This is a genomic window from Stenotrophomonas sp. C3(2023) (assembly GCF_032911385.1).
GTDB lineage: Bacteria > Pseudomonadota > Gammaproteobacteria > Xanthomonadales > Xanthomonadaceae > Stenotrophomonas.
This window is the reverse complement of record NZ_JAWJLO010000001.1, coordinates 2,671,343-2,697,397: the sequence shown is the minus strand read 5'-3', so window position 1 is coordinate 2,697,397 and position 26,055 is coordinate 2,671,343. Positions and strand designations below refer to the sequence as shown.

Genomic DNA, 26,055 nt, shown 5'->3' with positions numbered 1-26,055 from the left:
GCCATCCGTGGATACGTCCCTGAAACAGCGTCTTATCGGTGCCATCGTGCTGGTGGCACTGGCCGTGATCTTCCTGCCGATGCTGGTGACCGGCCCCGCGCGCGACAGTTCGGCCGACCGCGTGTCCATCAGCGTGCCCGATGCGCCGGCCAACGCGCAGTTCGAGACCCGCGAACTGCCGCTGGCAGCGCCCACCGGTGGCAGCACCGGTCTGGACGCAGGCGCCGCACCGGTGCAGGAGACGCCGACCAGCGCGCCGGCGCAGACATCCCCGTCGGTGGCGGCAGGCAATTACGCGGTGAGTTTTGGTGCCTACGCCAGCCAGGCACATGCCGACGCGGTGATTGCCCACCTGCAGCGCGCGCAGTTGCCGGGTTTCAGCGAAGCCACGACCATCAACAACCAGCCGGCCTGGCGGGTACGCGTCGGTCCCTTCGCTGACCGCGCGCAGGCCGAGGCGGCGCGCGTGCGCGCCGCCCAGGTACGCAACGACGTCAAGGCCGAGGTCGTGGTGCTCGATGCCGGTCAGGCGCCGGCCGCCGCGGCTGCCGAGGTACCACGCCCGGTGGCCGAGGCCACGCCGGCACCTGCGTCGGCTGCGCAGACCCGTCCTGCGGCAAGCACGCCGCCGGCCGCCGCGCCGACGGTGGCTGCTGCGGCCGAACCCAGGCCGGAGCCGAAGCCCGAGCCGAAGCCGGCCGCCCGCGCCGAACCGGCACCGGCGGCAGCACCGGCCGCACCGGCGGCCAGCGGCGTGGGCTTTGCCGTGCAGCTGGGCGCGTTCGGCAAGCCTGCCGACGCCAATGCGCTGCGTGACCGCATGCGCGCGGCGGGCTTCAGCGCATTCGTCGAGCAGGTACGCACCGACAAGGGCGTGCTCAACCGCGTGCGCGTCGGCCCGGTGGCCAGCCGCAACGAGGCCGACCAGCTCAAGGCCCAGCTCGCTGCCCGTGCAGGCCAGTCCGGCATCGTCGTAGCCCATCCTTGATGGGCGTCCAGGGCCAGGCCGTTGCACGCCTGGCACGGCGCGGAGCCCGGCAATGATCGACATGCTGCTGGCGGCGGTCATCGCCGCATCCACCCTGTTCGGGCTGCTGCGTGGCTTTGTCAGCATCGTGGTCGGCACCCTGTCATGGTTGCTGGCGGGCTGGGCGGCGTTCCAGTTCGGCAACGAGGCTGCGCACAGCTGGGCCGCGCCGCTGGCGCCAGGTACCGGGCAGCTGTTCGGTGGCTACGTGGCGGTCTTTGTTGCGGTGCTGGTGCTGGTCAATCTGCTCGGCATGCTGCTCAAGGGTCTGCTGCGGCTGACCCTGCTGGGCGGCGTGGACCGCCTGTTCGGCGGTCTGGTGGGCCTGCTGCGCGGGCTGTTGCTGGCCTGCGTGCTGGTGCTGCTGGCCGGCTTCACCTCGCTGCCGGCCGAACCCGGCTGGCAGCGTTCACAGATCGTGCCCTGGCTGCAGCCGGTCACCGACTGGATGCAGGCGCGTCTGCCGACGCTGACTGCCTCGCTGCCGCCGGTACTGGAAGAGCGCCTGCCCGGCGCGATGGACTTGCCGTGGCCAGGATCGGCCCCATCTTCGTCAGACCCCTTGGGCAAGCCGGCCGCGACAGGCGATAATGGCGTTCTCGGCGAGGTGGTGGCGGGGCGCGGATGGCCGCGTGCCGTGGACCCGTCCAGGGGCGCGGCAGGCGAGCACGCGACAGCCCCGGCACTGCCCACGAACATCGAGCCGGCGCCGTTGCGTCCGGACGACCCGGCTGCTCCGGCGCGGAGCGGCTCCCCCGGCCAGGCACGGCCAACATCCCTGTAGATGGGCGCAGCCCAGCGGAGATCTCGCAACATGTGTGGCATCGTCGGAATCGTCGGCAACCAGAACGTCGCCGGGCAGCTCTATGACGGCCTGACCGTCCTCCAGCACCGTGGCCAGGACGCGGCGGGCATCGCCACCGCCAACGGCACCCGGCTGCGCGTGCAGAAGGCCAACGGCCTGGTGCGCGATGTATTCGATGCCCGGACCATGTCCACGCTGGAAGGGCGCATCGGTATCGCGCACGTGCGCTATCCGACCGCAGGCTCCGAAGGCATGGATGAGGCCCAGCCGTTCTACGTGAACTCTCCCTTCGGCATCGCGTTGGCCCACAACGGCAACCTGATCAACACCGAAGCACTGCGCCAGCAGGTGTTTGCGCAGGATCGCCGCAACGTCAACACCGATTCGGACAGCGAAGTGCTGCTGAACGTGTTCGCCTACGAGCTGGACGCGCAGCGCGAACTGAGCCCGGAAGCGGCGATCCGTGCGGTGTCCCACGTGCACCGTCGCTGCAAGGGCGGCTACGCGGTGGTCAGCGTGGTGCTCGGCCTGGGCCTGGTCGCGTTCCGCGACCCGCACGGTATCCGCCCGCTGGTGCTGGGCAAGCGCAGCCACGCCGAGGGCGATGAGTACATCGTCGCCTCTGAATCCTCAGCGCTGGACGTGCTCGGCTTCGCCCGCGTGCGCGACGTGCAACCGGGCGAGGCCGTGGTGATCACCGATGCCGGGGAGCTGTTCTCGGAAATCTGCGCCGAACCGACCGAGCACACGCCGTGCATCTTCGAGTACGTGTATTTCGCCCGTCCTGATTCGATGATCGACAATGTCTCGGTGCACAAGGCACGGATGCGCATGGGCATCAAGCTCGGCGAGAAGATCCTGCGCCTGCGCCCGGACCACGACATCGACACCATCATCCCGATCCCGGACACCTCGCGCGACGCTGCGCTGGAGATCTCCAATGTGCTCGGGGTGAAATACCGCGAGGGCTTCATCAAGAACCGCTACATCGGCCGCACCTTCATCATGCCCGGCCAGGGCGAGCGGGTGAAGTCGGTGCGTCGCAAGCTCAACCCCATCCACCTGGAGTTCCGCAACCGTGTGGTGCTGCTGGTGGATGATTCGATCGTGCGCGGCACCACCAGCCAGCAGATCGTGCAGATGGCACGTGATGCGGGCGCGCGCAAGGTCTACCTGGCCAGCGCGGCACCGCCGGTGCGCTATCCCAACATCTACGGCATCGACATGCCGGCGGCCGAGGAACTGGTCGCACACAACCGCACGGTGGAGCAGATCGAAGCCCACCTGGGCTGTGACTGGCTGATCTACCAGGACATCGAGGACATGGAAGCGGCGGTCAGCGAGGGCAATCCGGCCCTGCGCCGTTTTGACTCGTCGTGCTTCAACGGTGAGTACCCCACCGGCATCGAGCCGGGGTACTTCGAGCGCATCCAGCAGCTGCGCTCGGACGATGCCAAGCACCAGCGCCGGGCCTGAGGCCAGCGTGGTCGGCGACGATCTGCTGCGCGCCGCGCAGCAGTGCCTGGCCGAGCCGGACCCGCTGCGCAAGGTGGCCCTGACCCAGGCGCACGCAGCAGCATTCCGCGCCGGCCGGCTGCGGGTGGCCGACGACGCGCCGCCCCCGCAGCCGATCTGCATGCCCGGGCGGCCCGCGCGGCTGCAGCTGGTGCACCCGCGTGAGGTGCCCCGGCGCAAGCTCGGCAGCGCACAGGGGCGAGCCGGTTTCATCCACGCCATCGCGCACATCGAGCTCAACGCGATCGACCTGGCGTGGGACGCGGTGTACCGCTTCCGCGGTCTGCCCTCGGCCTTCCTGGCCGACTGGGTGAGCTGCGCCGATGACGAGTCCCGGCACTTCATGCTGCTGCGCGAACGCCTGCAGTCGCTCGGCTTTGACTACGCGGATTTTCCAGCGCACAACGGGCTGTGGGAAATGTGCGAGAAGACCGCGCACGACGGACTGGCGCGGATGGCGCTGGTGCCACGGGTGCTCGAGGCCCGCGGTCTGGACGTGACGCCTTCACTGATCGCCAAGCTGCGCGCCTGCGGTGACGCGCAGACCGCCGACGTGCTGGAGATCATCCTGCGCGAGGAGGTCGCTCACGTGGCGGCCGGATCGCGTTGGTTCCGCTGGTACTGCGAGCGCGCCGGCGTCGAGCCGCGTGCACGTTTCAAGGAACTGCTGGTGGAATATGCCGGCGGCTATCTGCATGGCCCGTTCAACATCGAGGCCCGGCTGCTGGCCGGGTTCGATGCCGATGAACTGGCCAGCTTGATCGAGCAGGCTGGCTGAGGCCCCGGAAGGGCATTTCCCGCCGCCTGGTGACGTAGTCTGCTGATGGGAAGCAACGTCGCGACCTGCTGAGATGGGGCCTCCCGAGATCACCAGAGACCCGTCATGCGCGTTTCTTCCTTTTATCTGCCGGGCTTGTTCGTTGCTGCGGCGGTGCTGCACGGCGCGCCGCTGGACGCGGCCCCACTGCTGCGGGCTGGCAGCGCGCCGCCGCCACTGACCGCGCCGCACACGCCTGCCGTGGCGGCGTTGCTGTCTCATCCCGCCACGACGCAGGCACGCTGGGTCGCGGTGGCGGATGATGCATTGATGCGTCTCCCCGACACGCTGGAGTGGTCGCTGGACGGCCAGCCGGTAAGGCTTGCCCTGGCGCACCGCGAGCTGCTGGACAACGGACATGAAGTCGCCGTCGGCCAGGTGAGGAACTATGCCGGCGAAACCGGCACAGGCGTACTGGTGCGCAGCCCGGCGGGCCTGACCGGCAGTTTCCGGGTAGGGGATGCGCTGCTGCGCCTGCTGCCCACCGGCAACGGACGCCATCTGCTCTACCGGGTGGATGAGACACGGTTGCCGCCTCCGCATCCGGCGGCAGCAGAGCCACGCCCCGCCTTGCCTGTTCCGCTGTCCGAGCCGTCCGGCCCTGCGGCGACCTCGGTGGTCCGGGTGCTCGCGGTAGCCACGCCCCAGGCGGTGGCGGGCTACCCGGGCGACCTGCTGGCGCTGCTTGAGGCGTCGGTGGCCGAAGCCAACCTGAGTTACCGCAACAGCCAGATTGACATGAGGCTGCAGCTGGCTGGGCTGCACCTGACCCGTTACGAGGAAACGCGTAATCTCGAGCTGGACGTGCGTCGGCTGGCGGCGATCGGCGACGGCCACCTCGATGAAGTCCATGCACTGCGCGATCAGCATGCTGCCGATGTCGTGGCGCTGCTGCTGCACCAGGGCTGGGGCTGCGGCATCGCCCAGGAAATCGGCGGCGATGCCAGGGCAGCATTCATCGGCCTGCTGACCCAGTGCGCGCTCGGTGAGTACACCTTGGCCCACGAAGTCGGTCACCTGCAGGGAGCGCGGCATGATTTCAAGCGTGACCCGGCCGTGGCGCCGTTCGCCTTTGGACATGGTTACTGGCACCAACCGCCGCGCGCATCGGGGTGGCGCACGGTGATGTCCTACGACTGCCCGACCGGCTGTCGCCGTATCGGGTACTGGTCCAGTCCGCTTCTGCGCTACGACGGCACGCCCCTGGGGTCGGCGGCACAGAGTGACAACCGGCGCGTGCTGGAACTGACCCGCGAACGCATCGCTGGATTCCGCTAGGTCTGCCTGCGGATGCGGTTTAGTGGGGCGGTGCGTTTGCGAGGATCACGCGGCTGCCATCAGCGGTAGGGCGGTTGAGATAGAAGATGCGGGGTCCTGGTCGATAGGGAAGCCGTTCTACCGTGGCATCACCGGCACCGAAAAGCGACGTGTCCCCCAGTGCGTCGAAATTCCAGTGTGCCGACTGATGCACGAAGCGCTGCAGTAGCAACGCCTCCTGCGTCGCACTCAACGCCTGCCGCTGCAGCAGACGGGTGCTGATGTCATCCAGGTCGGCCGGCAGCGCCAATGCGGCATCCTCGTCAGGTCCATGCGACCAGCGCACGCCTGCATCCGCTGCAGCGGCGTGCATGATACGCAGCGGAATCAGCTGATAACGCCAATCAACCTGACGTTCGAGTACGACGGCCGAATAGACGTACAACACGTCCGCCGGTAGTACGCTGTCGCTGCCGGCAACCCGCTGCCGTTGCCATTGGTGCCAGGTGTCGACCCGGATCGCCTCATCACCCAGATGCAGCCGGCGCTGCCACTGCCGCGCCTCGGCCTCGGCTCGCCGGTGGCTCTGCGTTGTGCGCAGCCAACCGAAGGACGGCGGCTGCATAGGTGCGACAGGCGGCGCGTGGATGCGCTCACCACGCGGTCGGGTCAGCAGCTTGGGTCCTTCGATCACGTCATCCGTGCCACCGCCGATATCGGTGTGCGCGCCGGGCAGTAGCCGCTGTTCGTGTTCGGGTGCCACGCTGGTCAGGGCGAAGTGCGTACGATGTTCATCGCGTGCAGCCAACTGCAGGACCTTGCGGGCGATGCCCGTGCGCAGGAAAGAACGCGGCGCCGGGCCCAACGCAGCGCCCGGGACCGCAGCAACGGTATCGAACAGCCCGATGAACCGCAGCGTGGCTGCCTGCAGCTTGAAGGTGGGCGCCAGCGGGAGGCCGGCATGCTGCAGCAGCTCCTGCCAGCGTTCGGTAGTCCAGCCGTCCAGGCGGTTGGCAAGCTCACGCGCGGCCAATGCGCCGCGCGAGAAACCGAAGAGATCAAGCTGCAGGCCGCTGATCGACGATGCCTGCATACGGGCGAGCGGCGCGAGGGCGTCAGGCAGACGCTGCTGCAGCAGGAGGTCGACTTTGGCCTGCACCCCACTGATGCCGGTGCCGAAGGCCAGGCCTTGCAGATCGTCGGGTTGACCATCGCGGGTGCCGGCGCCTTCGATGTAAATGGCCACCGACAGCCCGGCGCCGGCGTCACGTCGGCGGTCAGGGTAGAGCGCGTGCAGGCGGGCGATGTTGGTCAGCGCGTTGTCATGACTGCTGCCGACCTGGTTGGGGTAAGGCAGTGCTTCGCTGATCGTCGGTGCAGGAGCCAGCGACGGCGCGGCGTCCTGTGCCGGGCCACGGCGCAGATTGTTCGCGTTGTAGCGGGTGCCATCGAAGAACACCCCGATCTGCAGCACGTCCTCTGGCGGGGAACCCGCTGCGGCGGCGGGGTGACGGGACGACCCTGCTGGAGTCGGCATCGCGCAATCTCCTCACTTTCCCCGGACTCTACTGCGCGCGCGCCCGCGCCGGTACCGCCTGCTGCGTCAGAGGGGCGGGCCGCATGGGGAACGGCTGGCCGCACAGGCCCATGCGCTTGCCGGACATCCCGTCGTCGGCGCGCGCGTTCACCGCGCGTCTTGAACCGAAAGCTCAGAGGCTGTCCAGCTGCAACCCCTCGGCGTTCACGCGCAGCACCGATCCTTGTTCGTACCAGTCGCCGAGCACGATGCGTCGGCACGCACGGCCCCCTGCCTGCAGCTGATGAATGGCAGGCCGATGGGTGTGACCGTGGATCATGGTCTCCACCCCGTAGCGTACGAAGGTCGCCTCCACCTCGGCCGGCGCCACATCGGTGACGGTCTCGAACTGGGCGGTATCGCCCTGTTTCATCTCCGACTGACGCTGCTGACTGGCCTGTCGGGCCTGCTGTGCGAAGGCGATGCGCGCGGCCAGCGGCTGCGACAGGAACTGCGCCTGGAAGGCAGGGTCGCGCGTCTGCGCGCGGAACTGCTGGTAGGGAACATCGTCGGTACACAGCAGGTCACCGTGCTGCAGCAGCACGGGCGTGCCGTACAGGTCGATGACACTGGGATCGGGCAGAATGCGCAGCCCGGCGCGCTCGGCGTACGCCGGGCCAAGCAGGAAGTCGCGGTTACCGCGGATGAAGTAGACCGGTACACCGCTGTCGCTCAGCGCACGCAGCGCGGTGGCCACCTGGTCGGCAGCCGGCGAGGGCGTGTCATCACCGATCCAGGCTTCGAACAGATCGCCGAGGATGTACAACGCATCAGCGGCAGGCCCCTCACGGCGCAGGAATGCGAGGAACAGGTCAGTGATTGCCGGGCGGCTGGGGTCCAGGTGCAGGTCGGAAATGAACAGCGTCGTCATGACCGCATTCTATCGCGCACCTGTGGCGAGCGGCACTTTGCCGACAAACGTGTCAGAAGCATCTGACTGTGGCGCTTTTGGCAGTTCGCGCGGGATCCGGTGCGGGCAGACGCGCCGGAAAAGGTCGCGGTAACCACGTGGGATTCGGCTTTGCCCATCTCTACCGCTTCGAACGCGAAATCACGCGTTGGGGGGCGTTAACTGGCGACACCGGCCTGCACCGTGCAGCGCCGGGAACCCAAGGGGACATGTCATGACACTGCGTATCTCTGCATTATTCTGTGGGCTTGTAGTGGCTTTGGCTGCGGTCACGCCGGTAGGGGCCGCGGAGCTGTTCACGGTAAACGCGCCGGCGTCATCGCTGGAGGCAGGTGCGAACCCGGCATATGCAGCACTCGACGCGCTCGATGCGGCCAGCTCGCCGCAGTGGCTGCGCCTTCACGTCGAGGCTGTCGATCCGCGCACTGCGACCCTGACCTTTGCGCTGGACGGGGTCGTGCGGCAGGCGCATCGGGTCAGCAGCGGCCAGCTTCCTGATGGCAGCGTCGCCTGGTCGGGCCGGCTGGTCGGCGCAGCAGAACAGGACGGCAGCATCGAGCTGCTGCGCAATGCCGCCGGTGTTACCGGCATCATCAAGGATGGCGCGCTTTACCGGATCGAACCGGCTGGCGCATCGGCCCACCTGCTGGGGCGTGACACCGTGCTGCCGACCCTGCCGCGCCACCATCCGCACTGGCGGCCCCATGGCAGCGATGTGACCGCTGCCCAGCGCCGGCAACTGCAGGACGAAGCGGCGCTGGCGTCGTCAGCGGCGGCTGACGAGACCAGCGTGCTGCGGGTCATGGTGGTCACCAACACGGCCACCTGGCAACGTCACGGCGAGCGGATCAGGAACCGGGCGCTGCTCGGTTTCGCCGAGGGCAACCGCACCTATGTGGACAGCCGGATCAACGCGCGCATGGAACTGGCGTCCTTCCACGTCGTTGGATACCCCGGCAGGACCATGGGCGAGGCATTCAATCACTTCATGAACCCCAATACCCAGGGCGGACGCTGGGCATGGGCCCAGCGGACCGCCGACAAGGCTGATGTCATCATGATCGTGATGGGTAATGACTATTACTGCGGTGTCGCACCGGTGGGCGCGCGGCAGAACAACGCGCTGATGGTCGTCCGCTACGAATGTCTTGCCGGCAACGACACCGTGCCCCATGAAATGGGTCACATCCATGGATCAAGCCATAACCCGGAGCAGGGCGGGCGTCCACTTTACCCGTGGGCGTGGGGACGCCAGGTCTGCAACCGTGGAAGCGGCAACTGGCACTCGGTGATGTCCTATCCGTGTGCCAACCGGTCCGCGCGTGCGCAGAAGTGGACCAGCCCGATCATCCTGCATGCGGGCCAGCCCACCGGGAACGCCGCCCGCTTTGATAACCGGCGGGTGATGGAAGAGAACCGCGCCCGCGTGGCCGCATTCCGCTGAGCCGCGCCATCGCGCTTCAGCATGGGCTCCAAGGGGCCGGTCGCCGCCGGCCCTGCACGAGCGCGCTACAGCGGCCACCAGAGCAGGCTGACACCGGCCAGCAGCCCGGCGATGAGCGTGGCAGCCAGCACGTCGCTGGGGTAGTGCAGGCCCAGTACCACCCGCGAGGCGGCCACAGCGAGCGAAAAGGGCACCAGCAGCGGCGCGAGCCACGGGTAATAGGCCAACGCTACAATGGTGAATGACACCGCGTGCAGCGTGTGTCCGGACGGGAAGCTGAACTCGTCCAGTGGTGCCACCCATGCGCGGATGCGCAGGTCGGCCTTGTAAGGACGCGGGCGTCGCGTCCAGCGCTTGAGCCCCTTGTACAGCAGCAGAGCGGCCACGCCGGTAGCGGCCATGTGGATGCTGGCCCGCAGTCCGTCCAGCCCATGCAGCAGCACCAGCGCGGCCATCAGCGTGTACCAGAAAACGCCGTCGCCGAGTCGGCTGATGACCGCGAACGTGCTGCGTACCCGTCGCCGACGGCAGTAACGGTTCGCGCGTCGGCACCAGCGGGTCTCGCGCCCCCGCAGCAGCTCAAGCGGCGCGATGGGCATGGGGCCTCCGGGCAGCGGCAAGCTCGGCCAGCAGGGCGTCGAACTCAGCCACCACCTGCTGGGGATGCAGGCGCTGCATGTCCAGCGCCGCGCGCTGGCCCAATGCATGGCGCCGCTGGTCGTTGCCGGCAAGCGCCACTGCCTGCTGGATGAATTGAACATCGTCGGCCACCGGCGCACCGTTCTGGCCACAACGCAGGTACTCACGTGCAGCGCCGTAATCGAAGGCGACCGTGGCCACGCCGCTGGCCATGGCTTCGAGGGTGACGTTGCCGAAGGTTTCACTGCGACTCGGGAACAGAAACAGGTCGCCGCTGGCGAAATGGCGCGCCAGCGCATCGCCGCGCTGGACGCCGCAGAAGATGAAATCGGGATTTTCATCTGCCAGCTTTGCGCGCGCGGGGCCATCACCGACCAGCACAAAGCGTGCTTCGGGACGCTCCCGCTGCAACCGCCGGAATGTCTTGACCGCCAACTGCAGGTTCTTCTCCGCTGCGATGCGCCCTACGTAAAGGGCCGCCAGACCGTTGCCGTCGATGCCCCACTGTGCGCGCAGAGCAGGATCGCGCCGTCCGGGCGTGAACTGGCCGCTGTCCACCGCACGCGCCAGCAGGCGGACGCGGGCAAATCCCTGCGCCTGGAGAAACAGCTGCAGTTCGCGCGTCGGCACCAGGGTTGCGTCGGCCTGGTTATGGAACCGGCGCATCCAGCGCAGCGCAGCGGCTTCCAGCCAGGCGGCACCATACTCAGGCAGATATGCATCAAAACGGGTGTGCAAGCCGCTGGCCACGGGAATACCCAGACGCCGGGCACAGCGCAGCGCCGACCAGCCCAGCGGGCCCTCCGTGGCGATGTAGATCGCATCCGGGCGTCGCTGCTGCCACCAGCGCTGAAGAACAAGCGGGGCGGGCAGGCCGAAGCGCAACCCGGGATAGCGCGGCAGCGCCGCGCCGCGCACGCGCAGCACGCTGGTCTTTCCCTGGTCAGCGTCGGAAACCGGCTCGCAGGGCTGGCGCGGGCGCACCAGGTCCACGGTGTGGCCGACGGCGCGCAGTCCCCGTTCCAGCCCCTGCACGGTGAGCGCGACGCCGTTGACTTCCGGCGGATAGGTCTCGGTGACGATGGCGTAGCGCATGGCGGCCCTCCTGGTGGGTGTCCAGTATCGGCAGCATGCTCGGCGCCGGCGGTGGCGGCACGATGACCGCGATGCGACGGCGATGTGACCACCAGCAAACCTTCGAGTGCGTCTGCCCCGCTGCCCGATAAAAAAAACCACGGCCCCGCAGGGCCGTGGTTTTGCTCGCCAGCTGATCGGTTCGATCAGAAGCGCTGCTGGTACTTCATGTAGATGAAACGACCGATGTCGTAGCCGCCGTAGTACGAGAACACCGAGTTCGGCTTGGTGTACATCACCGGGCCGTACTTCTCGAACACGTTGTTGGCGCCCACCGACACCGTGGCATCCCACGGCAGGCTGTAGCGGAACTGCACGTCGTGGAAGGTCACCGAACCACGCTCGTTGTAGTTGCGCACGCCGGCGTACCACGGGGCACGCTGGCCCGGATCGGAGCACTCATCCGGATGTGCGCTCAGGCTCAGGCACTGCTCCTTCACACCCGAGTAGTAGCGGGCGGTCCAGGTGATGCCGAAGTTCTCCAGATCCCAGCCCAGGGTCAGGTTGGAACGGATGCGGAAGCCACTGCCGATGCCGTTGGACGGGGTCGGGATGGTGGTCGGATCGTTGGTCGAACGAGTGATCAGTGAGCTGACGTAGGTGGTCGACCAGCCGCCGCTGAACTTGCCGTAGGCATCGGTGTCAACGCGGTAGCTGACGTCCAGATCGTAACCCTCGGTTTCCATGAAACCGGCGTTGCGGTTGCCGTACTGCAGCTTGTTGACGATGCCGGTGACCGGATCGCGAGTGAACTGTGCGCAGCGCGAGGTCACGCCCTGCTCATAGCAGTCGATCAGGATCTGGTTCGGCGTGTCGGCAACGATCGTGTTGTCGATGCGGATCTTCCACCAGTCCAGGGCCAGGTTGAAGTTCTGGATGAAGTCCGGGCTCCAGACCACACCCAGGGTCTTGCTCTTGGAGGTTTCCGGCTGCAGCAGCGGGTTGGAGCCGCTGGTGAACGGCACCGGAGTCTGGTCGGTGCTGCTGGTGATCGGCACCATGCCCTGCTTCAGCTGGCGGTACGTGTTGGCATTGGCGATGTCCTGGGCGCAGCGCGCACGCACAGCCGAGGAAGTGGCCGACGAGCCGTAGACGGTATCGCAGGGGTCGGCATAGCCGGTGGTGAAGGTTTCCGAGCCGCCGCCGTACAGGTCGGCGATGGTCGGAGCGCGGAAGCCTTCAGCCCAGGTGCCGCGGATCAGCAGCTGGTCGAACGGCTTCCACTTGAACCCGAACTTGCTGTTGAGCGTGTTGCCGAAGGTGTCGTAGTCCGAGAAGCGGGTCGCCGCGTTCAAGGTCAGCTCGCGGGCGCCGGTCAGGCCGGACAGCAGCGGTGCGCTCAGCTCCAGGTAGGCTTCGTTGACGCGGTAGTCGCCACCGGTCGGGCCAGCGGCCAGATTGGTGGTCGCGCCGGTCTGGGCCAGTGCGTCGGGGATGAACTTGCCCGACTCCTTGCGGTTTTCCACACCGAAGGCGAAGCCGAAATCACCGCCCTGAAGCGCCATGATGCTGCCGGAGATGGCGGCGAAGAAGTTCTTGCCCACGGTCTGGCCCGAGGAGTTCTCGGCCGGCATCAGGTAGTCGATCAGCGCCTGGTTGCCGTACAGGCCGTACGGGTCGGTGACACCGTAGGCGACCAGCGGATTCCAGACCATGCAGCCGCTGATGGGCGCACCCGGGGTGCCGCACTCGACCTTGCCGGTGGCGGCGTTGTAGTACGACGGGCCCACCGCGTTCTTCACCCGCTCCTTGTGCAGGTTGCCGGTAGCGTGCTGGCGCATTTCGTTCTTGTTGTACTGGTAGCCCACTTCCCAGTCGAAGTAGCGCTCACCGATGTCGAACGAGCCGTCGAAAGCGGCCACGGCGCGGTAGGTCTTCAGCTCGCTGTCACTGACGCGCGGCACTTCCCAGGTACGGCGGTTCCAGGCCACGGCGGTCGGGGTGGCGTAGCCGTGCTGGGCGCCGAACGGGTTGAAGTAGCTGTTGATCGACATCGGGCCGATGCCGGCGGTGGACGACTGCAGCGGATAGCCGGCGATCTGACGGCTCGACTCGCGCTCGTTGTAGCCCAGCTGGGTGCTGAAGCGCACGTTGTCGGTGATGTTCAGGCGACCGTCGACAAACACGTTGTTGCGCTTGATCGGGAAGCTGACGTGCATCTGCTCGTTGGTGTTGCTGGTGTCACCGGTGAACGCGGCCGGGTTGGTGATGTGGTAGTTGGCCGGGTTGGTCGGATCGGTGCCACGGTTGAGCGAGTAACCGCAGCCGGCGGTGGCGGTGCAGCCCGGGCCGCGCAGGCCGGTGACCTGGCCCCACTGGCTGACGGTGGTCCAGCCTTCGGTCGGGTGACGGGCGGTGTTGCCGTAAGCGCTGAACCAACGATCCTTGGCCCACACAGCCTTTTCTTCGGAGTGTTCGGCCGAGATGGTGATCGAGCCCCGGTCGTTGGCCCAGCCGGCGACCACGTCGAAGCGGTTGCGCTCGCCGTCGCCTTCGCTGTACTGGCCGTAGTAGGCGTTTGCAGTGACACCGGTCACGTCATGGCGGGTGATGATGTTGACCACGCCGGCCATGGCGTCCGAGCCGTAGATGGCCGACGCGCCGTCCTTGAGGATTTCCACACGTTCCACCGCCGACACCGGCAGGGTCGACACGTCCTGGTAACCGGAGGTGCTGATGCCCAGGCGCTTGCCGTTGATCAGCACCAGGGTGCGCTGGGTGCCCAGGTTGCGCATGTCCACGTAGGTGCCGCCGGCGTTCTCGCCCGCGGTCAGCACGTTGGCACGGCTGATGGTCGGGCTGCCCATCGCGGTGACGTTCTGCAGGATGTCGGACACCGAGCTGAAGCCTTGGCGCTCGATATCGGTGCGACTGATGGCCAGTACCGGGTTGGCACTTTCGACGTCGACCTGGCGGATGCGCGAACCGGTGATCTCGATGCGATCGAGCGTAGTCGGGGCGGCGCCGTCCTGGGCCAGGGCGGGCAGCGCCAGGGTGGCGGTGCCGACAATCAGGGCGTGGCGGATAGCCTGGCCCAGCACGGTGGAACGTGAATTCATCGAGTCTCTCTCTCTCGTGGATCGTACCGGGGTGGCGGAGCCAACGGAGCCCTGCCAAATGCCGGATCAAGGTACGGACTGAGCCGGTGACGTCGATTTACTCTCGGTCGTTAACCAGATGTAAAGAGGTCGTAATGAAATCATGTGTAAGAGGCGCGGGAACTTCAAAAGAAACTGAGTCAAAGCAACAAGTTGCCTTTGCCGAGTCTGGCCGCATTCATGTGCCGTCCAAATAGATGAATCGGCATTCAGCTGATGGAATGCGCAAAAAGCGGTGGAGAATTGTCCAGCTGTACGGTCAGCCAGGCCGATCCCGTAGCGGTCCCTGTCCCACCGCAGAGCAGACCGTCCGCGCCTGCGAGCGCCCACAGCACCGCCTCCGAGACGGCGGCGTTCTTCAGGCGATATGCGGCAGCTTCAGGCCACGAACGGCCGGAACTGGATGCCCAGCCCGGTGATGCTCTCGGTCTCGCCGATCAGATCGGCACGCAGCAGGGGGCGGGCGTCGATGAAAGACTGTGGAACGATCAGCGCCAGCTGGTTGCCTTCGGCGGTCAGCTCCAGCGGCGGCAGCGGGGTCGATTCATGCGCACGGTTGAGCAGCACGGCCAGGCGCAGCAGCGCGGTCAGCCGGCGCGCAGGCTGCATCAGCCGCTCAGGCAGGGCGTCAAACGCGCTCTTGGGCACATTGCGGCGATGGGTACGCACCAGGGCAGCGAGCATCTGCTGCTCCTGCCGCGAGAAGCCAGCGATATCCGAGTGCTCCAGCACATAGCTGCCGTGCACGTGGTACCCGCTGTGCGCGATCATCAGGCCCAGCTCATGCAGACGGGCAGCCCAGCCCAGCATGCGCGCATCATCGGCCTCCAGCCCCCAGCTTCCGGCGCTCTGCTCGAACAGCTGCATGGCCGTCGCCTCGACACGTTCGGCCTGGGCCGGGTCAATGCCATAACGCAGGCTCATCGCCGCCACCGACTCATCGCGAGGGTCGTTCTCGCTGGCACGGCCCAGGATGTCATGCAGGATGCCTTCGCGCATGGCCGCCTTGCTGACCAGCAGCTTCTGCAGTCCCAGCGCCTGGAAGGCCGCTTCCAGCACCAGCACACCGCCGGCGATGATCGGGCGCCGGTCGCTGGAGAGGCCAGGCAGCACGATGTCGTCGATCTTTTTGGCCTTCAGCAGCTCCTCGCGCAGCTGCGGCAACGCTTCGGCGGTGATCGCGCCCTTGCTCAGCTTCATGGTGGCGCAGATTTCGCTGATTGCCTTGTGCGTTCCCGACGAACCCAGCGCCTCGTCCCAGCCCAGCGCACGGTACTTGTTGGCAAAGGGCTGGAACTCGCGGCCGATCTCGGCCAGCGCCTCTTTCCAGCGCCGGCGGCTGAGCTTGCCGCCGGGGAAGAAGCGCCGCGTGCTGGCGATGCAGCCGGCCTGCAGGCTTTCGCGCTCCAGGGTCTGCATGCCGCTGCCGATGATGAACTCGGTCGAGCCGCCGCCGATATCGATGACGAGTCGGCGTTGGCCGACCTTGGGCGGTTGCGCGTGCGCAACGCCAAGGTAGATCAGGCGCGCCTCCTCCCGTCCGCTGACCACTTCGATGGCGTGGCCGAGCGCGGTTTCGGCCGGCATCAGGAACGCCTGCGGCGAGCGCAGCTGGCGGACCGTGTTGGTGGCCAGGGCGCGCACGCGATGCGGAGGCACGTCACGGATGCGCTGGCCGAAACGCGCCAGGCATTCCAGCGCGCGCTGCCGCGCCTCCGCCGATAGGCCGCCCTTGCCATCCAGACCATCGGCCATGCGCACCGTTTCCCGCAGCCGGTCGACGACCCGCAACTGGCCCAGCGTGTAGCGGGCGATGACCATGTGGAAGCTGTTGGAACCCAGGTCGATGGCGGCGATCAGGTCGCCATCCTGGAATGCGGGGGAGGTGGTGGTATGCGGCATGGGCAGATCGTAACCGAAGCAGGGTGCAGCTCGTCACCACGCGCCCCAGCTGGAACCGGGGCAGGTGCCGCTACTGACGGCCGGTGCGCGCACGCGCGCATCAGGCATCGCGCGAAACGGCGGCTACAGGCCCTGCAGCAGGGTCATCTGCGCCGAGTGCGGAGGCTCGTCGTGGGCGGGGGTCAGCTTGACGTAGATGCCGTCGGCACCCAGTTCCCACGCATTGAGGTTGTCGTCCAGGTAGTTCTGCAGCACGTCGCGGTACACCTGGCGCGCCAGTTCCGGTGACAGGATCGGGAAACAGGTCTCCACCCGGCGCAGCAGATTGCGCTCGAGCCAGTCCGCGCTGGCGCAGTAGAGTTCGGGCGCACCGGCATTGCCGAACCAGTAGACGCGGCTGTGTTCCAGGAAGCGGCCGACGATCGAGCGCACCCGGATGTTGTCCGAGACACCGGGCACGCCGGGCCGCAGCGTGCAGGCGCCGCGGACGATCAGATCGATCTGCACACCGGCCTGCGAGGCGGCATACAGGGCCCGCACGACCTGCGGCTCGTTGAGGGCGTTCATCTTGGCGATGATGCGGCCGGACTGACCGCTGCGGGCCAGCTGGGTTTCGCGCTCGATCCTGGCCAGCACCCCGCTGTGCAGAGTGAACGGCGCCTGCAGCAGGCGCTTGAGCTTCATCTTCGAGGCCAGGCCGGAGAGCTGCTGGAACAGCAGGTGCACGTCGTTGCCGATGTCCGCATCGGCGGTCAGCAGGCTCAGGTCGGTGTAGGCGCGCGCGGTGCCACTGTGGTAATTGCCGGTGCCCAGATGGACATAGCGGCGCAGCTTGCGGCCTTCGCGGCGCACGATCAACAGCATTTTGGCGTGGGTCTTGTAGCCCACCACGCCGTAGACCACCTGCACGCCGGCCTCCTGCAGGCGGTCGGCCAGGCCAAGGTTGGCCTCCTCGTCAAAGCGCGCGCGCAGCTCGACCACCACGGTCACGTCCTTGCCGTTGCGCGCTGCCTGGATCAGGGCTTCCACGATGCCCGAGTCCTTGCCGGTGCGGTACAGCGTCTGCTTGATCGCCAGCACGTTGGGATCGGTTGCCGCCTGCCGGATCAGATCCAGCACCGTGGCGAAGGTGTCGAACGGGTGGTGCAGCAGCACGTCCTGGCGCGCCAGCAGTTCGAAGATTCCGTCACTGTCGCGCATTACCCGTGGGCTCATCGCCGGGTACTTGAGGTCCGGCTGGGCGACCATGTCATAGAGCTGGATGGCGCGGTTGAGGTTGACCGGGCCATCGATGCGGTAGACCGCGTTCTCGGTCAGGCCGAAGTTCTGCAGCAGCGTACGTACGATGTCGCGCGGGGTATCCTCGGCGATTTCCAGGCGCACCGCCGGCCGGTAGCCGCGGTCGACCAGCTCATCGCGCAGCGCCAGCGCCAGGTTCTCCACTTCCTCCTCGTCCACCACCAGCTCGGAGTTGCGGGTAACGCGGAACTGATAGGCGCCCTGGACTTCCATTCCCGGGAACAGTTCATCGACAAAGGCGGAGAGCACCGAGGACAGGAACACGAAGTTCTGTGCCCCGCCAAGTTTTTCCGGCAGCTGGATGATGCGGGGCAATGAGCGCGGCGCCCGCACGATGGCCATGTGACCGGAGCGGCCGAAGGCATCGGTGCCCTTGAGTACCACGACGATGTTCAGCGATTTGTTGAGGATCTTCGGGAAGGGATGGACCGGGTCCAGCCCCAGCGGGGACAGCACGGGCATGATCTCGTTGCGGAAGTAGGCTCGCAGCCAGCGCTTCTGGCGGTGATCCCACGAGTTGCGGCCCAGCACGCCGATTCCGGCCTCCATCAGGCTGGGGCGCAGCACCTCGTTCCAGCAGCGGTACTGTTGATCAACCAGTTGCGCGGCGCGGTCATGAATGGCCCCCAGAATGGCCTGCGGACTCATGCCATCCGGTGCCGGCGGCAGGCCGAATTCCTGCGCGTGGCGCACCGCGGCCGCGCGGATCTCGAAGAATTCGTCCAGGTTGGTGCAGGAGATGCACAGAAAGCGCAGGCGCTCAAGCAGCGGGACCTGCGCGTCCATGGCCTGGGCCAGCACCCGGAAGTTGAAGTCCAGCTGCGAAAGTTCGCGGTTGAGATACAGCGCCGGATCGCGCAGTGGATCGCTGTCGGACATCGAAGGAACGGGGAGGGATCCAGGGCTGCTCATGGCGTCAGTCTTCTGCGTGGGTCAGGGGAACCGCCTCGCGCCTGCGCACGTGGTCGGCATCGAAATGGCAGGCGAACGTCGAGCCCTTGCCGACCTCGCTCTGGATCTCCAGGCGGGCCTGGTGCAGGCTGAGAATATGCTTGACGATGGACAGGCCCAGACCGGTGCCGCCGCTCTCGCGCGAACGGCTGCTGGACACCCGGTAGAAACGCTCGGTCAGCCGTGGCAGGTGATGGGCAGGAATGCCGTAACCACTGTCACGTACCACCAGCACCACCCCGGTTTCCTCAGGACGGAACTGCACGCTGATGCTGCCGCCGGCCGGGGTATAGCGCACCGCATTGGTGACCAGGTTGGAGAAGGCACTGTGCAGCTCCTTGGTCGAACCGAGCAGGTCCACCCCGGCCAGGTCCTCGACGCTGATCTGATGGCGGCCCTGGCTGTGTGCTTCGGCTTCGCGCCGCAGGGTGTCCAGCATCGGCCTCATCGCCACGCTTTCTTCCTCGGTGTGCTCCTGCGATTCCAGCCGCGACAGGGTCAGCAGGTCTTCCACCAGCTGGGCCATGCGCTGGCTCTGCTTGCGCATCTCCTCCAGCATCGGCCCGGTGCCCGGGAAATCCTCCGGGTCCATCATGTCCAGATAACCGTGCACCACGGTCAACGGGGTACGCAGCTCATGCGACACGTTGGCCACGAAATCACGCCGCACCTGCTCCAGACGCAGCAGCTTGGTGACGTCGCGCGCGATCAGCAGCCAGTGGTCGGCAGAGTACGGAATCAGCCGCAGGTTGAGGCGGATTGCCGGGTCGACGGGCGAGGCAACGTCCAGGATCGGCTCGGCATTACGCCCCCCGGCCAGCCAGTGCGCCAACGGCATCGGTTGCAGGCGCGCAGCCAATGCCTGGCCGAGGTCACCGGGATGGTGCAGGCCGAGCAGGGTGGTGGCCGCCTCGTTGAACCACTGCACGCGCTGGCTGTTGCGGTCCAGCACCACCACCGCATCGGGCAGCGCGGCAGCGGCGGCGCGATAACTGCGCAACATGTCCAGCAGGCGCCGTTTGCGTACGCGCATCTCCACCTGGTTGCGGAACAGCAGACGGTCCAGTTCGTTCCAGACGCCGGCCCCTTCCTCGGTGTCCCAGCGCTGCCGCGCGGTGAGCCGGCGCAACACCCGGCGCAGACGCCAGTAGTGCCATGCCAGCGCGGCGATGGCGGCCAAGGCCACAGCCATCCACGGCTGGCCCAGCAGGCTGCCTGCGGCGACCGCCAGCAGCAGCACCATGGCCAGCGAGGCCAGGGTCTTGAACCAGGCAGAACGGATGTGGCGTGGCATTGCGTTTCCGGAAGTGGTGCGGAGCCCCGCCCGGGGGCACCCTTGGGTTATAGCAGAGTTGCAAGGAACGCCCGCCTGCGGGCGTTCCTGTCAGCAGGATCAGCAGCGCCGCACCCGCTGCTCAGGTCGCGGTGGAGAAGCGGTAACCGGCACCGCGCACGGTCTGCACCATGTTTTCGGCGGCAAACGGTTCCAGCGTCTTGCGCAGGCGGCGGATGTGCACATCGATGGTGCGCTCCTCCACGTAGACGCTGCCGCCCCAGACGTGATCCAGCAATTGCGCACGGGTGTACACGCGCTCGGGGTGGGTCATGAAGAAATGCAGCAGGCGGTACTCGGTGGGGCCGATCGGCACCGGCTGGTCGTTGGCGAAGACGCGGTGTGCGGCGCCATCGATGCGGATGCTGCCAACGGACACACTTCCGTCCTCATCATCGTCCCGCGCACGGCGCATGACGGCACGGATGCGGGCCAGCAGCTCGCGCGCGGAGAACGGCTTGACCACGTAGTCGTCCACGCCGGCCTCGAGACCACCCACGCGGTCGTTTTCCTCGCCGCGGGCAGTAAGCATGATGATCGGCACTTCGCGGGTGAGGGTTTCCTTGCGCCAGCGCCGCGCCAGCTCCAGGCCACTGGTGCCCGGCAGCATCCAGTCCAGCAGGATCAGGTCCGGGACGCGGTCGGCGATGGCGGTCTGCGCCTCGCGTGCGTCGCCGGCATGGATCGGCTCATAGTCGCCCTTGCGCAGCGCGAAGGCCACCATTTCGCGGATCGCGGGTTCGTCGTCGACGATCAGGATGCGTTTCTGCACGTGCCCACCGTATGGCTTGTCGGGTTTCGGAATGAGCCCAGTAGACTACGGTTTGATGACAGGTTTGTGACGTGCCTGGCGCTGCGGCGGGCAGCGGGCACGGCGCGGTGTCAGCGGCGACGCAGCTCCGGGTCGTTGATGCCCTGCCGGCGCAGCTCCAGCACGCTCGGGGTGATGGCCTCGATGCGGGCGTCCACGCGGGCACGTGTCACATAGTCGATATCCGGCCGTCGTTTCAGCGCCTGCAGCTGCATCAGGGCCTGCTCGGGGCGACCGTTGAGGAAGGCGGCCTCCGCGTACGCCTCGCTGGCGCGGTTGGTATCGCCGGCCAGCTCACTGGCGCGCGCAAAGCGTTGCTGGAAGACCGGATCATTGCCGCTTTGTGACAGCAGCGGGCGCAGCATCGCCTGCGCGCGCTCGCCGGCGCTGCGGCCTCCCTGCTCGTTGAGGATCTGGGCGTAGGTCAGGGCCACTGGCCGGTTGCCCGGCCGCGCGTGCAGCAACTGCTCGAAGCGGGCATTGGCCTTGGCCGGCTGCCCGGACCGTGACTCGGCCTCGCCCAGCGCCAGGGCGATCCACAGGTTGTCCGGGTTGGCCTCCAGAAGCGTGGCCAGCTCCCGGGCGGCCGAGGCGGCGCCGCTGGTACCAGTACGCAGCTCGGCCAGCGCGGCACCGTAACGCTGGGCAGGGGTGAGTCCCTGTGGCTGGCTGCGCGCCAGACCCTGGTACTCGCGGGTCAGCTCGGCCGGTGTGGTGGCACTGAGCACGCGCAGGCGTTCGCGCGCCCAGTCGAAGTTGCCGCTGGGGCCGCGGCTGAGCTGGCCCAGCGGAACCTGCAGCGACAATGGCAGCAGCGGGTTGCCGCGACGCGACAATGGCTCGGACAGGGCCGGATCGGCAGGATTCACGCGCTCCTGGCGCACGCCGCCGGGGACCTGGGTGGTCAGCAGCACCGTGTCTTTCTTCATCTGCTCGGCGCGTGACTTGGCCTCGCTGATGCGCGTGGTGTTGACCGGATGCGTGCGCAGGAAATCGGGCGTGCTGTAGCCGCCCTCGTTGCCGCGCATGGCCGCCGACATCCGCTCGAAGAAGCCGGCCATCGCATCCACGTCATAGCCGCTGCGCGCCAGTGTTCGGATGCCCAGACGGTCGGCTTCGGATTCATTGGAGCGGGTGTAGTTGATCTGGCGCTGCTGCATCAGGCCCATGCCCGAGGTGATGGCCGCCGCGGTGGCATCGCCGCTGGAACTGCCGCCGGCCTGCTGCGCCGCCACGACGGCGGCCAGCATGCCCAGCAGGATCGGAATCTGGTCGCGCTGCGCGCGCTCGACACCCCGCAGTACATGCTGCTGGGTGACGTGGGCGATTTCGTGGGACAGCACTGCGGCCACCTCATCTTCGCGCTCGACGGTGAGCACCAGGCCGGCGTTGACGCCGATGAATCCGCCCAGGGTGGCAAAGGCGTTGATCTGCCGGTCCTTGAGCATGAAGAAGGTGTAGGGCTGGCGCGGCTGGGCGCTGTTGGAGCCGAGCCGGGTGCCCATGGTCTGCAGCCAGTCGTCCACCAGCGGGTCGTCAAGCAGGTAGCCGTAGTTGCGCAGCTCGCGCTGCATCATCGCGCCGTACTCGGCCTGACGGGCGGGGGTCAGCAGTTCGCCGGCCGAAGAACCGATGTCAGGCAGGCCATCCTGGGCGTGGGCCAGCGGTGCAGCCAGGGCCAGGGTGAGTGCGGCGGTGAGCAGCAGGGTACGCAAGCGACGGTTCCTCGGAACAGGGGCGGGCGGCATGCGGGGCAGGCTGGGCCAGCAGGTGGTTCACAGTGTTGCGGTGGCGACATGGAATTGCCAGCGCACCGGTACCATATACAGACCGTCGTTACGTCGTGGAGTTTCCCATGAGCCAGATTGATTCATCCGCCGGTGGTACGTCGCCGGCCATCACCATCTATTCCACCGCCGTCTGCCCGTACTGTGTGGCCGCCAAGAACTTCCTCAAGAGCAAGGGCCAGCAATGGACCGAGGTGCGCATCGACCTGGACCCGGTCGAGCGCGAGAAGATGATGGCCCGGACCCGTCGCACCAGCGTGCCGCAGATCTTCGTTGGTGACGTCCATGTGGGTGGCTACGACGACATGATGGCGATGCACCGCGAAGGCCGGCTGGAGCCGCTGCTGGCCGGGAAGGACCCGGCATGAGCACGGCCGACGAGCAGGGCGGGGGTGACCGCATCGCCGAGTTCACCGCATTCCGCAAACGCATGAACGAGCGGATCCTGTCCGAGCCCAACCAGGTGGTACGGCGCTTCTTCGCGCTGGACACGCAGACCTACCAGGCCGGCGCGCTGGATGTGAAGACCAAGGAGCTGCTGGGCCTGGTTGCCTCGCTGGTGTTGCGCTGCGACGACTGCATCAGCTACCACGTGGCCCAGTGCAGGGAAGCGGGGGTCAGCCGCGAGGAGTTTTTCGAGACGTTCTCGGTCGGGCTGGTGGTCGGTGGTTCGATCGTCATTCCGCACCTGCGTCGGGCAGTGGACTTCCTGGACCAGCTGGAAGGCGGGGCGGAAGCGCCGGCGGTGCACGAACATTGAGGTCGTGACGGTGCCGGGCAGAGCCCGGCACTACCAATGGCTGAGTTGGGGTATGGGGCCGGGTAGGGCATAATTGCTGGTGAAACTTCCCATGCGCCGGTGCACCGGACACCCCCGGACGGCGTTTTTTCCCCTGTTCGGAATTGGATCAATGACGCAGAAAATCACGGTCATCCGCGGCGACGGCATCGGCCCGGAGATCATGGACGCCACCCTGTTCGTGCTCGACCAGCTCAATGCCGGCCTGGAGTACGAAGACGCTGACGCCGGCCTGGCCGCGCTGGAAAAGCACGGCGACCTGATGCCGGCGGTGACGCTGGAGTCGATCGCCCGCAACAAGGTGGCACTGAAGAGCCCCCTGACCACGCCGGTCGGTGGTGGTTTCACCTCGATCAACGTCAGCCTGCGCCGCCACTTCGACCTGTATGCCAATGTCCGCCCGGCGCACACGTTCCCGAACACGAAGTCGCGCTTTGACAAGGTCAACCTGATCACGGTGCGTGAAAACACCGAAGGTGCCTATCTGGCCGAGGGTCAGGAAGTCTCCGCTGACGGTGAGACCGCCTTCTCGGGCACCCGCATCACCCGCAAGGGCTCGGACCGTATCGTGCGCTATGCCTTCGAACTGGCCCGCAGCACTGGCCGGAAGAAGGTGACGGCCGTACACAAGGCGAACATCATCAAGTCAACCTCGGGCCTGTTCCTGAACGTCGCCCGTGAAATCGCCGCCGAGTATCCGGACATCGAGTTCCAGGAAATGATCGTCGACAACTGCTGCATGCAGCTGGTGATGCGTCCGGAACAGTTCGACGTGATCGTCACCACCAACCTGTTCGGCGACATCATCTCCGACCTGTGCGCCGGTCTGGTAGGCGGCCTGGGTCTGGCCCCGGGCGCGAACATCGGCAAGGACGCGGCGATCTTCGAGGCTGTGCACGGCACCGCGCCGGACATCGCCGGGCAGGGCAAGGCCAATCCGTGCGCGCTGCTGCTGGCAGCGGCGCAGATGCTGGACCATATCGGCCAGCCGGACAACGCCGAACGTCTGCGCAAGGCCATTGTCGCTACGCTTGAAGCCAAGGACTCGCTGACCGGCGACCTGGGCGGCACCGGCAACACCATGGGCTTTGCCAAGGCCATCGCCAGCCGCCTGTAAGCCGGCGGCGCGGACGGCTGGATCCCCACAGGGCGCCCTCGGGCGCCCTGTTTCGTTTGGCGGCGAGGGCGGCGGTCTGTGCTGGAAACGCACAGCCTCTGTGACACGGGCTGGCTGGTTCCGGTGCAGGCCGGGGCGCAAGCTGGCCTTCCCTTCCAGAACCGGACCCGCGCTGATGACCTCTGCATCCCACCCCACCATCCGGCACATGGCCGGTGCCCCCCTGACCACCGCGCTGCAGCCCGCGCGCACCGCGGTGCTGGTGATCGACTTCCAGAACGAGTACTTCGCCGCCAATCCGGCCATCGGCCATCCTGGCGGCCGCATGGTCATTCCCGATGGCGAAGCTGCCCTGCAGCAGACGCGCCGGGTGCTCGAGTTTGCCGATCGCCACGGCATGCCGGTCATCCATCTCGCCCACGTGCTGCCTGCCGGTGCTCCGCTGTTCGCTGCCGGCAGCAGCCAGGCAGCGTTCCATCCGCAGATGCAGCCGCGTGACGGTGAGGCGGTGGTCGAGAAGGACAATGTCAGCGTGTTCGCCGGCGCTTCGGCAGCGGCCATCGACGCGGCGCTGACTGCGCACGGCATCGATACCCTGATCATCACCGGCCTGCAGACCCACGCCTGTGTATCCGGCGCCGCCCGCGATGCCGCCGCCGCGCCGCGTGGCTACCGCGTGATCGTGGTGGGCGATGCCGTGGCCAGCCGTGACCTGGACCTGGCCGATGGCAGCCGCATCGACCATCGCACCCTGCATGCGGCCAGCCTGGCGACACTGGAGGACACCTACGCCGAAGTGCTGTCCACCGCCCAGCTGCTGGCCCTGCCCGTGCGCGTGGACGTGGCCGCGGCCTGATAAGCTGACGACGCCCGCATGTGGCGGGCCCACGTGAGCCGGCCAACGATGGACCATTTCGCAGCGCTGCGGGCATTACGCTGCATCGTCGAAGCAGGCAGCTTCACCGCTGCCGCCGAGCGTCTGGGCACGACCCATTCGGCCGTGTCGCGGCAGCTGCGCCAGCTTGAGGAACACCTGCAGGTGCGGCTGCTGGACCGCAACAGCCGACGCAGCTCGCTGACCGAGGCCGGTGCCCGCTACTACCAGGAGGCGGTGGCGCTGCTGGACCGCCTCGAACTGGCCGACAACCGCGCCCGTGCTGCGCAGGCGGTGCCCAGTGGCACGGTGCGGTTGAGCGTGCCGCAGGTGGTGGCAAGTCAGGAGCTGCCTTACTGGCTGCCCGGTTTTCTTGCGCAGTACCCGCAGGTGGCCATCGACCTCAGTGCCGATGACCAGCTGGTGGATGTGGTCGGCGGCGGGTTCGACATGGCACTGCGCATTGCGGCGACCTTGCCGGACAGTCAACTGGTGGCCCGGCCGTTGGCCCAGTGCGAGCGCATCATGGTGGCCACACCGGCCTACTTGGGGCAGCACGGGCTGCCGCGCAGTCCCGCCCAGCTGGAACGCCACCAGCTGCTCGGCTTCAGCCCCAAGGGTGGGCCGGCACCGGACTGGACGCTGCACGGGCCGCGCGGTGCCAGGGCCAGCGTGACGCCCGGCCCGAGGCTATGCGTGGATTCAACGCCTGCACTGCATGCTGCCGTGCAGGCAGGCATGGGCATCAGCCTGTTCACCGCACTGACCGTGCAGGAAGACCTGCGTAGTGGCCGCCTGGTACGCGTACTGCCGGCCTGGCATGCCGGGCACCGGCAGTATTTCGCACTGTACCCGCATGCCCGCGCGCTGGCCCCCAAGGTGCGCGCGCTGGTAGACCATCTGCAGGCCCATTATGCCGGGTGACCCCAGGTCCGATGCGCGGCCTGCCGCGTGATGCGG

At 67.3% G+C, this 26,055-nt stretch carries 21 protein-coding genes; 11 read left to right on the top strand and 10 right to left on the bottom strand.

Annotated features, from left to right (window positions below):
* Positions 1-7 precede the first annotated feature (7 nt).
* The 5 genes from RZA67_RS12005 (at position 8) to RZA67_RS11985 (ending at position 5,442) form a co-directional block, all read left to right on the top strand.
* Positions 8-988, top strand: coding sequence for an SPOR domain-containing protein (locus RZA67_RS12005; RefSeq protein WP_317212970.1), 981 nt, complete (start codon positions 8-10; stop codon positions 986-988).
* Positions 989-1,040: 52 nt separating this feature from the next.
* Positions 1,041-1,811, top strand: coding sequence for a CvpA family protein (locus tag RZA67_RS12000; RefSeq protein WP_317212969.1), 771 nt, complete (start codon positions 1,041-1,043; stop codon positions 1,809-1,811).
* A 30-nt stretch (positions 1,812-1,841) separates the two neighbouring features.
* Positions 1,842-3,308: an amidophosphoribosyltransferase gene (gene purF, locus RZA67_RS11995; protein ID WP_317212968.1), complete on the top strand. Its 1,467-nt coding sequence runs from the start codon at positions 1,842-1,844 to the stop codon at positions 3,306-3,308.
* On the top strand, positions 3,283-4,125 hold the full coding sequence (locus RZA67_RS11990; RefSeq protein WP_317212967.1) for a ferritin-like domain-containing protein: 843 nt from the start codon (positions 3,283-3,285) through the stop codon (positions 4,123-4,125). Before purF ends, RZA67_RS11990 begins: the two co-directional genes overlap by 26 nt.
* A 105-nt stretch (positions 4,126-4,230) precedes the next feature.
* On the top strand, positions 4,231-5,442 hold the full coding sequence (locus RZA67_RS11985) for a M12 family metallo-peptidase (protein ID WP_317212966.1): 1,212 nt from the start codon (positions 4,231-4,233) through the stop codon (positions 5,440-5,442).
* Between the two features lie 19 nt (positions 5,443-5,461).
* Here RZA67_RS11985 and RZA67_RS11980 read toward each other — a convergent pair whose 3' ends face one another.
* Both RZA67_RS11980 and lpxH read right to left on the bottom strand, forming a co-directional pair.
* The gene (locus tag RZA67_RS11980; RefSeq protein WP_317212965.1) at positions 5,462-6,958 is read right to left on the bottom strand and encodes a DUF2235 domain-containing protein; all 1,497 of its coding nucleotides are present in this window, start codon (positions 6,956-6,958) and stop codon (positions 5,462-5,464) included.
* A gap of 172 nt (positions 6,959-7,130) precedes the next feature.
* Entirely contained in the window at positions 7,131-7,868 is a 738-nt protein-coding gene (gene lpxH, locus RZA67_RS11975) for a UDP-2,3-diacylglucosamine diphosphatase (RefSeq protein ID WP_317212964.1), read from the bottom strand.
* A 253-nt stretch (positions 7,869-8,121) separates the two neighbouring features.
* Here lpxH and RZA67_RS11970 point away from each other — a divergent pair, with 253 nt between their 5' ends.
* Positions 8,122-9,351: a zinc-dependent metalloprotease family protein gene (locus tag RZA67_RS11970; RefSeq protein WP_317212963.1), complete on the top strand. Its 1,230-nt coding sequence runs from the start codon at positions 8,122-8,124 to the stop codon at positions 9,349-9,351.
* Positions 9,352-9,416: 65 nt separating this feature from the next.
* On the opposite strand, the gene RZA67_RS11965 is transcribed toward RZA67_RS11970, so the two are convergent.
* The 8 genes from RZA67_RS11965 to RZA67_RS11930 all read right to left on the bottom strand — a co-directional run bounded on the left by RZA67_RS11965 (position 9,417) and on the right by RZA67_RS11930 (position 22,266).
* The gene (locus RZA67_RS11965) at positions 9,417-9,950 is read right to left on the bottom strand and encodes a phosphatase PAP2 family protein (RefSeq protein ID WP_317212962.1); all 534 of its coding nucleotides are present in this window, start codon (positions 9,948-9,950) and stop codon (positions 9,417-9,419) included.
* Positions 9,931-11,085 carry a glycosyltransferase family 1 protein gene (locus RZA67_RS11960; protein ID WP_317212961.1) on the bottom strand — a complete coding sequence of 385 codons (1,155 nt, stop codon included), beginning with the start codon at positions 11,083-11,085 and terminating at the stop codon, positions 9,931-9,933. Before RZA67_RS11960 ends, RZA67_RS11965 begins: the two co-directional genes overlap by 20 nt.
* Before the next feature lie 185 nt (positions 11,086-11,270).
* A complete protein-coding gene (locus RZA67_RS11955) occupies positions 11,271-14,183 on the bottom strand; it encodes a TonB-dependent receptor (protein ID WP_317212960.1) in 2,913 nt (970 codons plus the stop codon).
* A 417-nt stretch (positions 14,184-14,600) separates the two neighbouring features.
* The gene (gene ppx / locus RZA67_RS11950) at positions 14,601-16,124 is read right to left on the bottom strand and encodes an exopolyphosphatase (protein WP_317212959.1); all 1,524 of its coding nucleotides are present in this window, start codon (positions 16,122-16,124) and stop codon (positions 14,601-14,603) included.
* Positions 16,125-16,247: 123 nt separating this feature from the next.
* Positions 16,248-18,335, bottom strand: coding sequence for a polyphosphate kinase 1 (gene ppk1, locus RZA67_RS11945; protein ID WP_317212958.1), 2,088 nt, complete (start codon positions 18,333-18,335; stop codon positions 16,248-16,250).
* Between the two features lie 4 nt (positions 18,336-18,339).
* Positions 18,340-19,668, bottom strand: a complete 1,329-nt coding sequence (gene phoR, locus RZA67_RS11940) for a phosphate regulon sensor histidine kinase PhoR (RefSeq protein ID WP_317212957.1) — start codon at positions 19,666-19,668, stop codon at positions 18,340-18,342.
* A gap of 121 nt (positions 19,669-19,789) precedes the next feature.
* Positions 19,790-20,479: a phosphate regulon transcriptional regulator PhoB gene (gene phoB / locus RZA67_RS11935; RefSeq protein WP_317212956.1), complete on the bottom strand. Its 690-nt coding sequence runs from the start codon at positions 20,477-20,479 to the stop codon at positions 19,790-19,792.
* A gap of 110 nt (positions 20,480-20,589) precedes the next feature.
* Entirely contained in the window at positions 20,590-22,266 is a 1,677-nt protein-coding gene (locus tag RZA67_RS11930; RefSeq protein ID WP_317212955.1) for a M48 family metalloprotease, read from the bottom strand.
* A gap of 107 nt (positions 22,267-22,373) precedes the next feature.
* Between RZA67_RS11930 and grxC the strand changes: the two genes are divergently transcribed.
* The 5 genes from grxC (at position 22,374) to RZA67_RS11905 (ending at position 26,019) form a co-directional block, all read left to right on the top strand.
* Entirely contained in the window at positions 22,374-22,673 is a 300-nt protein-coding gene (gene grxC, locus RZA67_RS11925) for a glutaredoxin 3 (protein ID WP_317212954.1), read from the top strand.
* Complete coding sequence (locus RZA67_RS11920; RefSeq protein ID WP_317212953.1) at positions 22,670-23,065, top strand: carboxymuconolactone decarboxylase family protein; 396 nt, start codon at positions 22,670-22,672, stop codon at positions 23,063-23,065. Before grxC ends, RZA67_RS11920 begins: the two co-directional genes overlap by 4 nt.
* A gap of 151 nt (positions 23,066-23,216) precedes the next feature.
* A complete protein-coding gene (locus RZA67_RS11915; RefSeq protein WP_317212952.1) occupies positions 23,217-24,221 on the top strand; it encodes an isocitrate dehydrogenase in 1,005 nt (334 codons plus the stop codon).
* A 175-nt stretch (positions 24,222-24,396) separates the two neighbouring features.
* Positions 24,397-25,077 carry a cysteine hydrolase gene (locus RZA67_RS11910; protein ID WP_317212951.1) on the top strand — a complete coding sequence of 227 codons (681 nt, stop codon included), beginning with the start codon at positions 24,397-24,399 and terminating at the stop codon, positions 25,075-25,077.
* Between the two features lie 48 nt (positions 25,078-25,125).
* Positions 25,126-26,019, top strand: a complete 894-nt coding sequence (locus RZA67_RS11905) for a LysR family transcriptional regulator (RefSeq protein ID WP_317212950.1) — start codon at positions 25,126-25,128, stop codon at positions 26,017-26,019.
* The last annotated feature ends 36 nt before the right edge of the window (positions 26,020-26,055 follow it).

Bases quoted from the DNA above. Each gene is read 5' to 3' on its own strand.
- RZA67_RS12000 (WP_317212969.1), top strand. From the start codon at position 1,041: ATGATCGACATGCTGCTGGCGGCGGTCATCGCCGCATCCACCCTGTTC.
- purF (WP_317212968.1), top strand. From the start codon at position 1,842: ATGTGTGGCATCGTCGGAATCGTCGGCAACCAGAACGTCGCCGGGCAG.
- RZA67_RS11990 (WP_317212967.1), top strand. From the start codon at position 3,283: ATGCCAAGCACCAGCGCCGGGCCTGAGGCCAGCGTGGTCGGCGACGAT.
- RZA67_RS11985 (WP_317212966.1), top strand. From the start codon at position 4,231: ATGCGCGTTTCTTCCTTTTATCTGCCGGGCTTGTTCGTTGCTGCGGCG.
- RZA67_RS11980 (WP_317212965.1), bottom strand. From the start codon at position 6,958: ATGCCGACTCCAGCAGGGTCGTCCCGTCACCCCGCCGCCGCAGCGGGT.
- lpxH (WP_317212964.1), bottom strand. From the start codon at position 7,868: ATGACGACGCTGTTCATTTCCGACCTGCACCTGGACCCCAGCCGCCCG.
- RZA67_RS11970 (WP_317212963.1), top strand. From the start codon at position 8,122: ATGACACTGCGTATCTCTGCATTATTCTGTGGGCTTGTAGTGGCTTTG.
- RZA67_RS11965 (WP_317212962.1), bottom strand. From the start codon at position 9,950: ATGCCCATCGCGCCGCTTGAGCTGCTGCGGGGGCGCGAGACCCGCTGG.
- RZA67_RS11960 (WP_317212961.1), bottom strand. From the start codon at position 11,085: ATGCGCTACGCCATCGTCACCGAGACCTATCCGCCGGAAGTCAACGGC.
- RZA67_RS11955 (WP_317212960.1), bottom strand. From the start codon at position 14,183: ATGAATTCACGTTCCACCGTGCTGGGCCAGGCTATCCGCCACGCCCTG.
- ppx (WP_317212959.1), bottom strand. From the start codon at position 16,124: ATGCCGCATACCACCACCTCCCCCGCATTCCAGGATGGCGACCTGATC.
- ppk1 (WP_317212958.1), bottom strand. From the start codon at position 18,335: ATGAGCAGCCCTGGATCCCTCCCCGTTCCTTCGATGTCCGACAGCGAT.
- phoR (WP_317212957.1), bottom strand. From the start codon at position 19,668: ATGCCACGCCACATCCGTTCTGCCTGGTTCAAGACCCTGGCCTCGCTG.
- RZA67_RS11930 (WP_317212955.1), bottom strand. From the start codon at position 22,266: ATGCCGCCCGCCCCTGTTCCGAGGAACCGTCGCTTGCGTACCCTGCTG.
- grxC (WP_317212954.1), top strand. From the start codon at position 22,374: ATGAGCCAGATTGATTCATCCGCCGGTGGTACGTCGCCGGCCATCACC.
- RZA67_RS11920 (WP_317212953.1), top strand. From the start codon at position 22,670: ATGAGCACGGCCGACGAGCAGGGCGGGGGTGACCGCATCGCCGAGTTC.
- RZA67_RS11915 (WP_317212952.1), top strand. From the start codon at position 23,217: ATGACGCAGAAAATCACGGTCATCCGCGGCGACGGCATCGGCCCGGAG.
- RZA67_RS11910 (WP_317212951.1), top strand. From the start codon at position 24,397: ATGACCTCTGCATCCCACCCCACCATCCGGCACATGGCCGGTGCCCCC.
- RZA67_RS11905 (WP_317212950.1), top strand. From the start codon at position 25,126: ATGGACCATTTCGCAGCGCTGCGGGCATTACGCTGCATCGTCGAAGCA.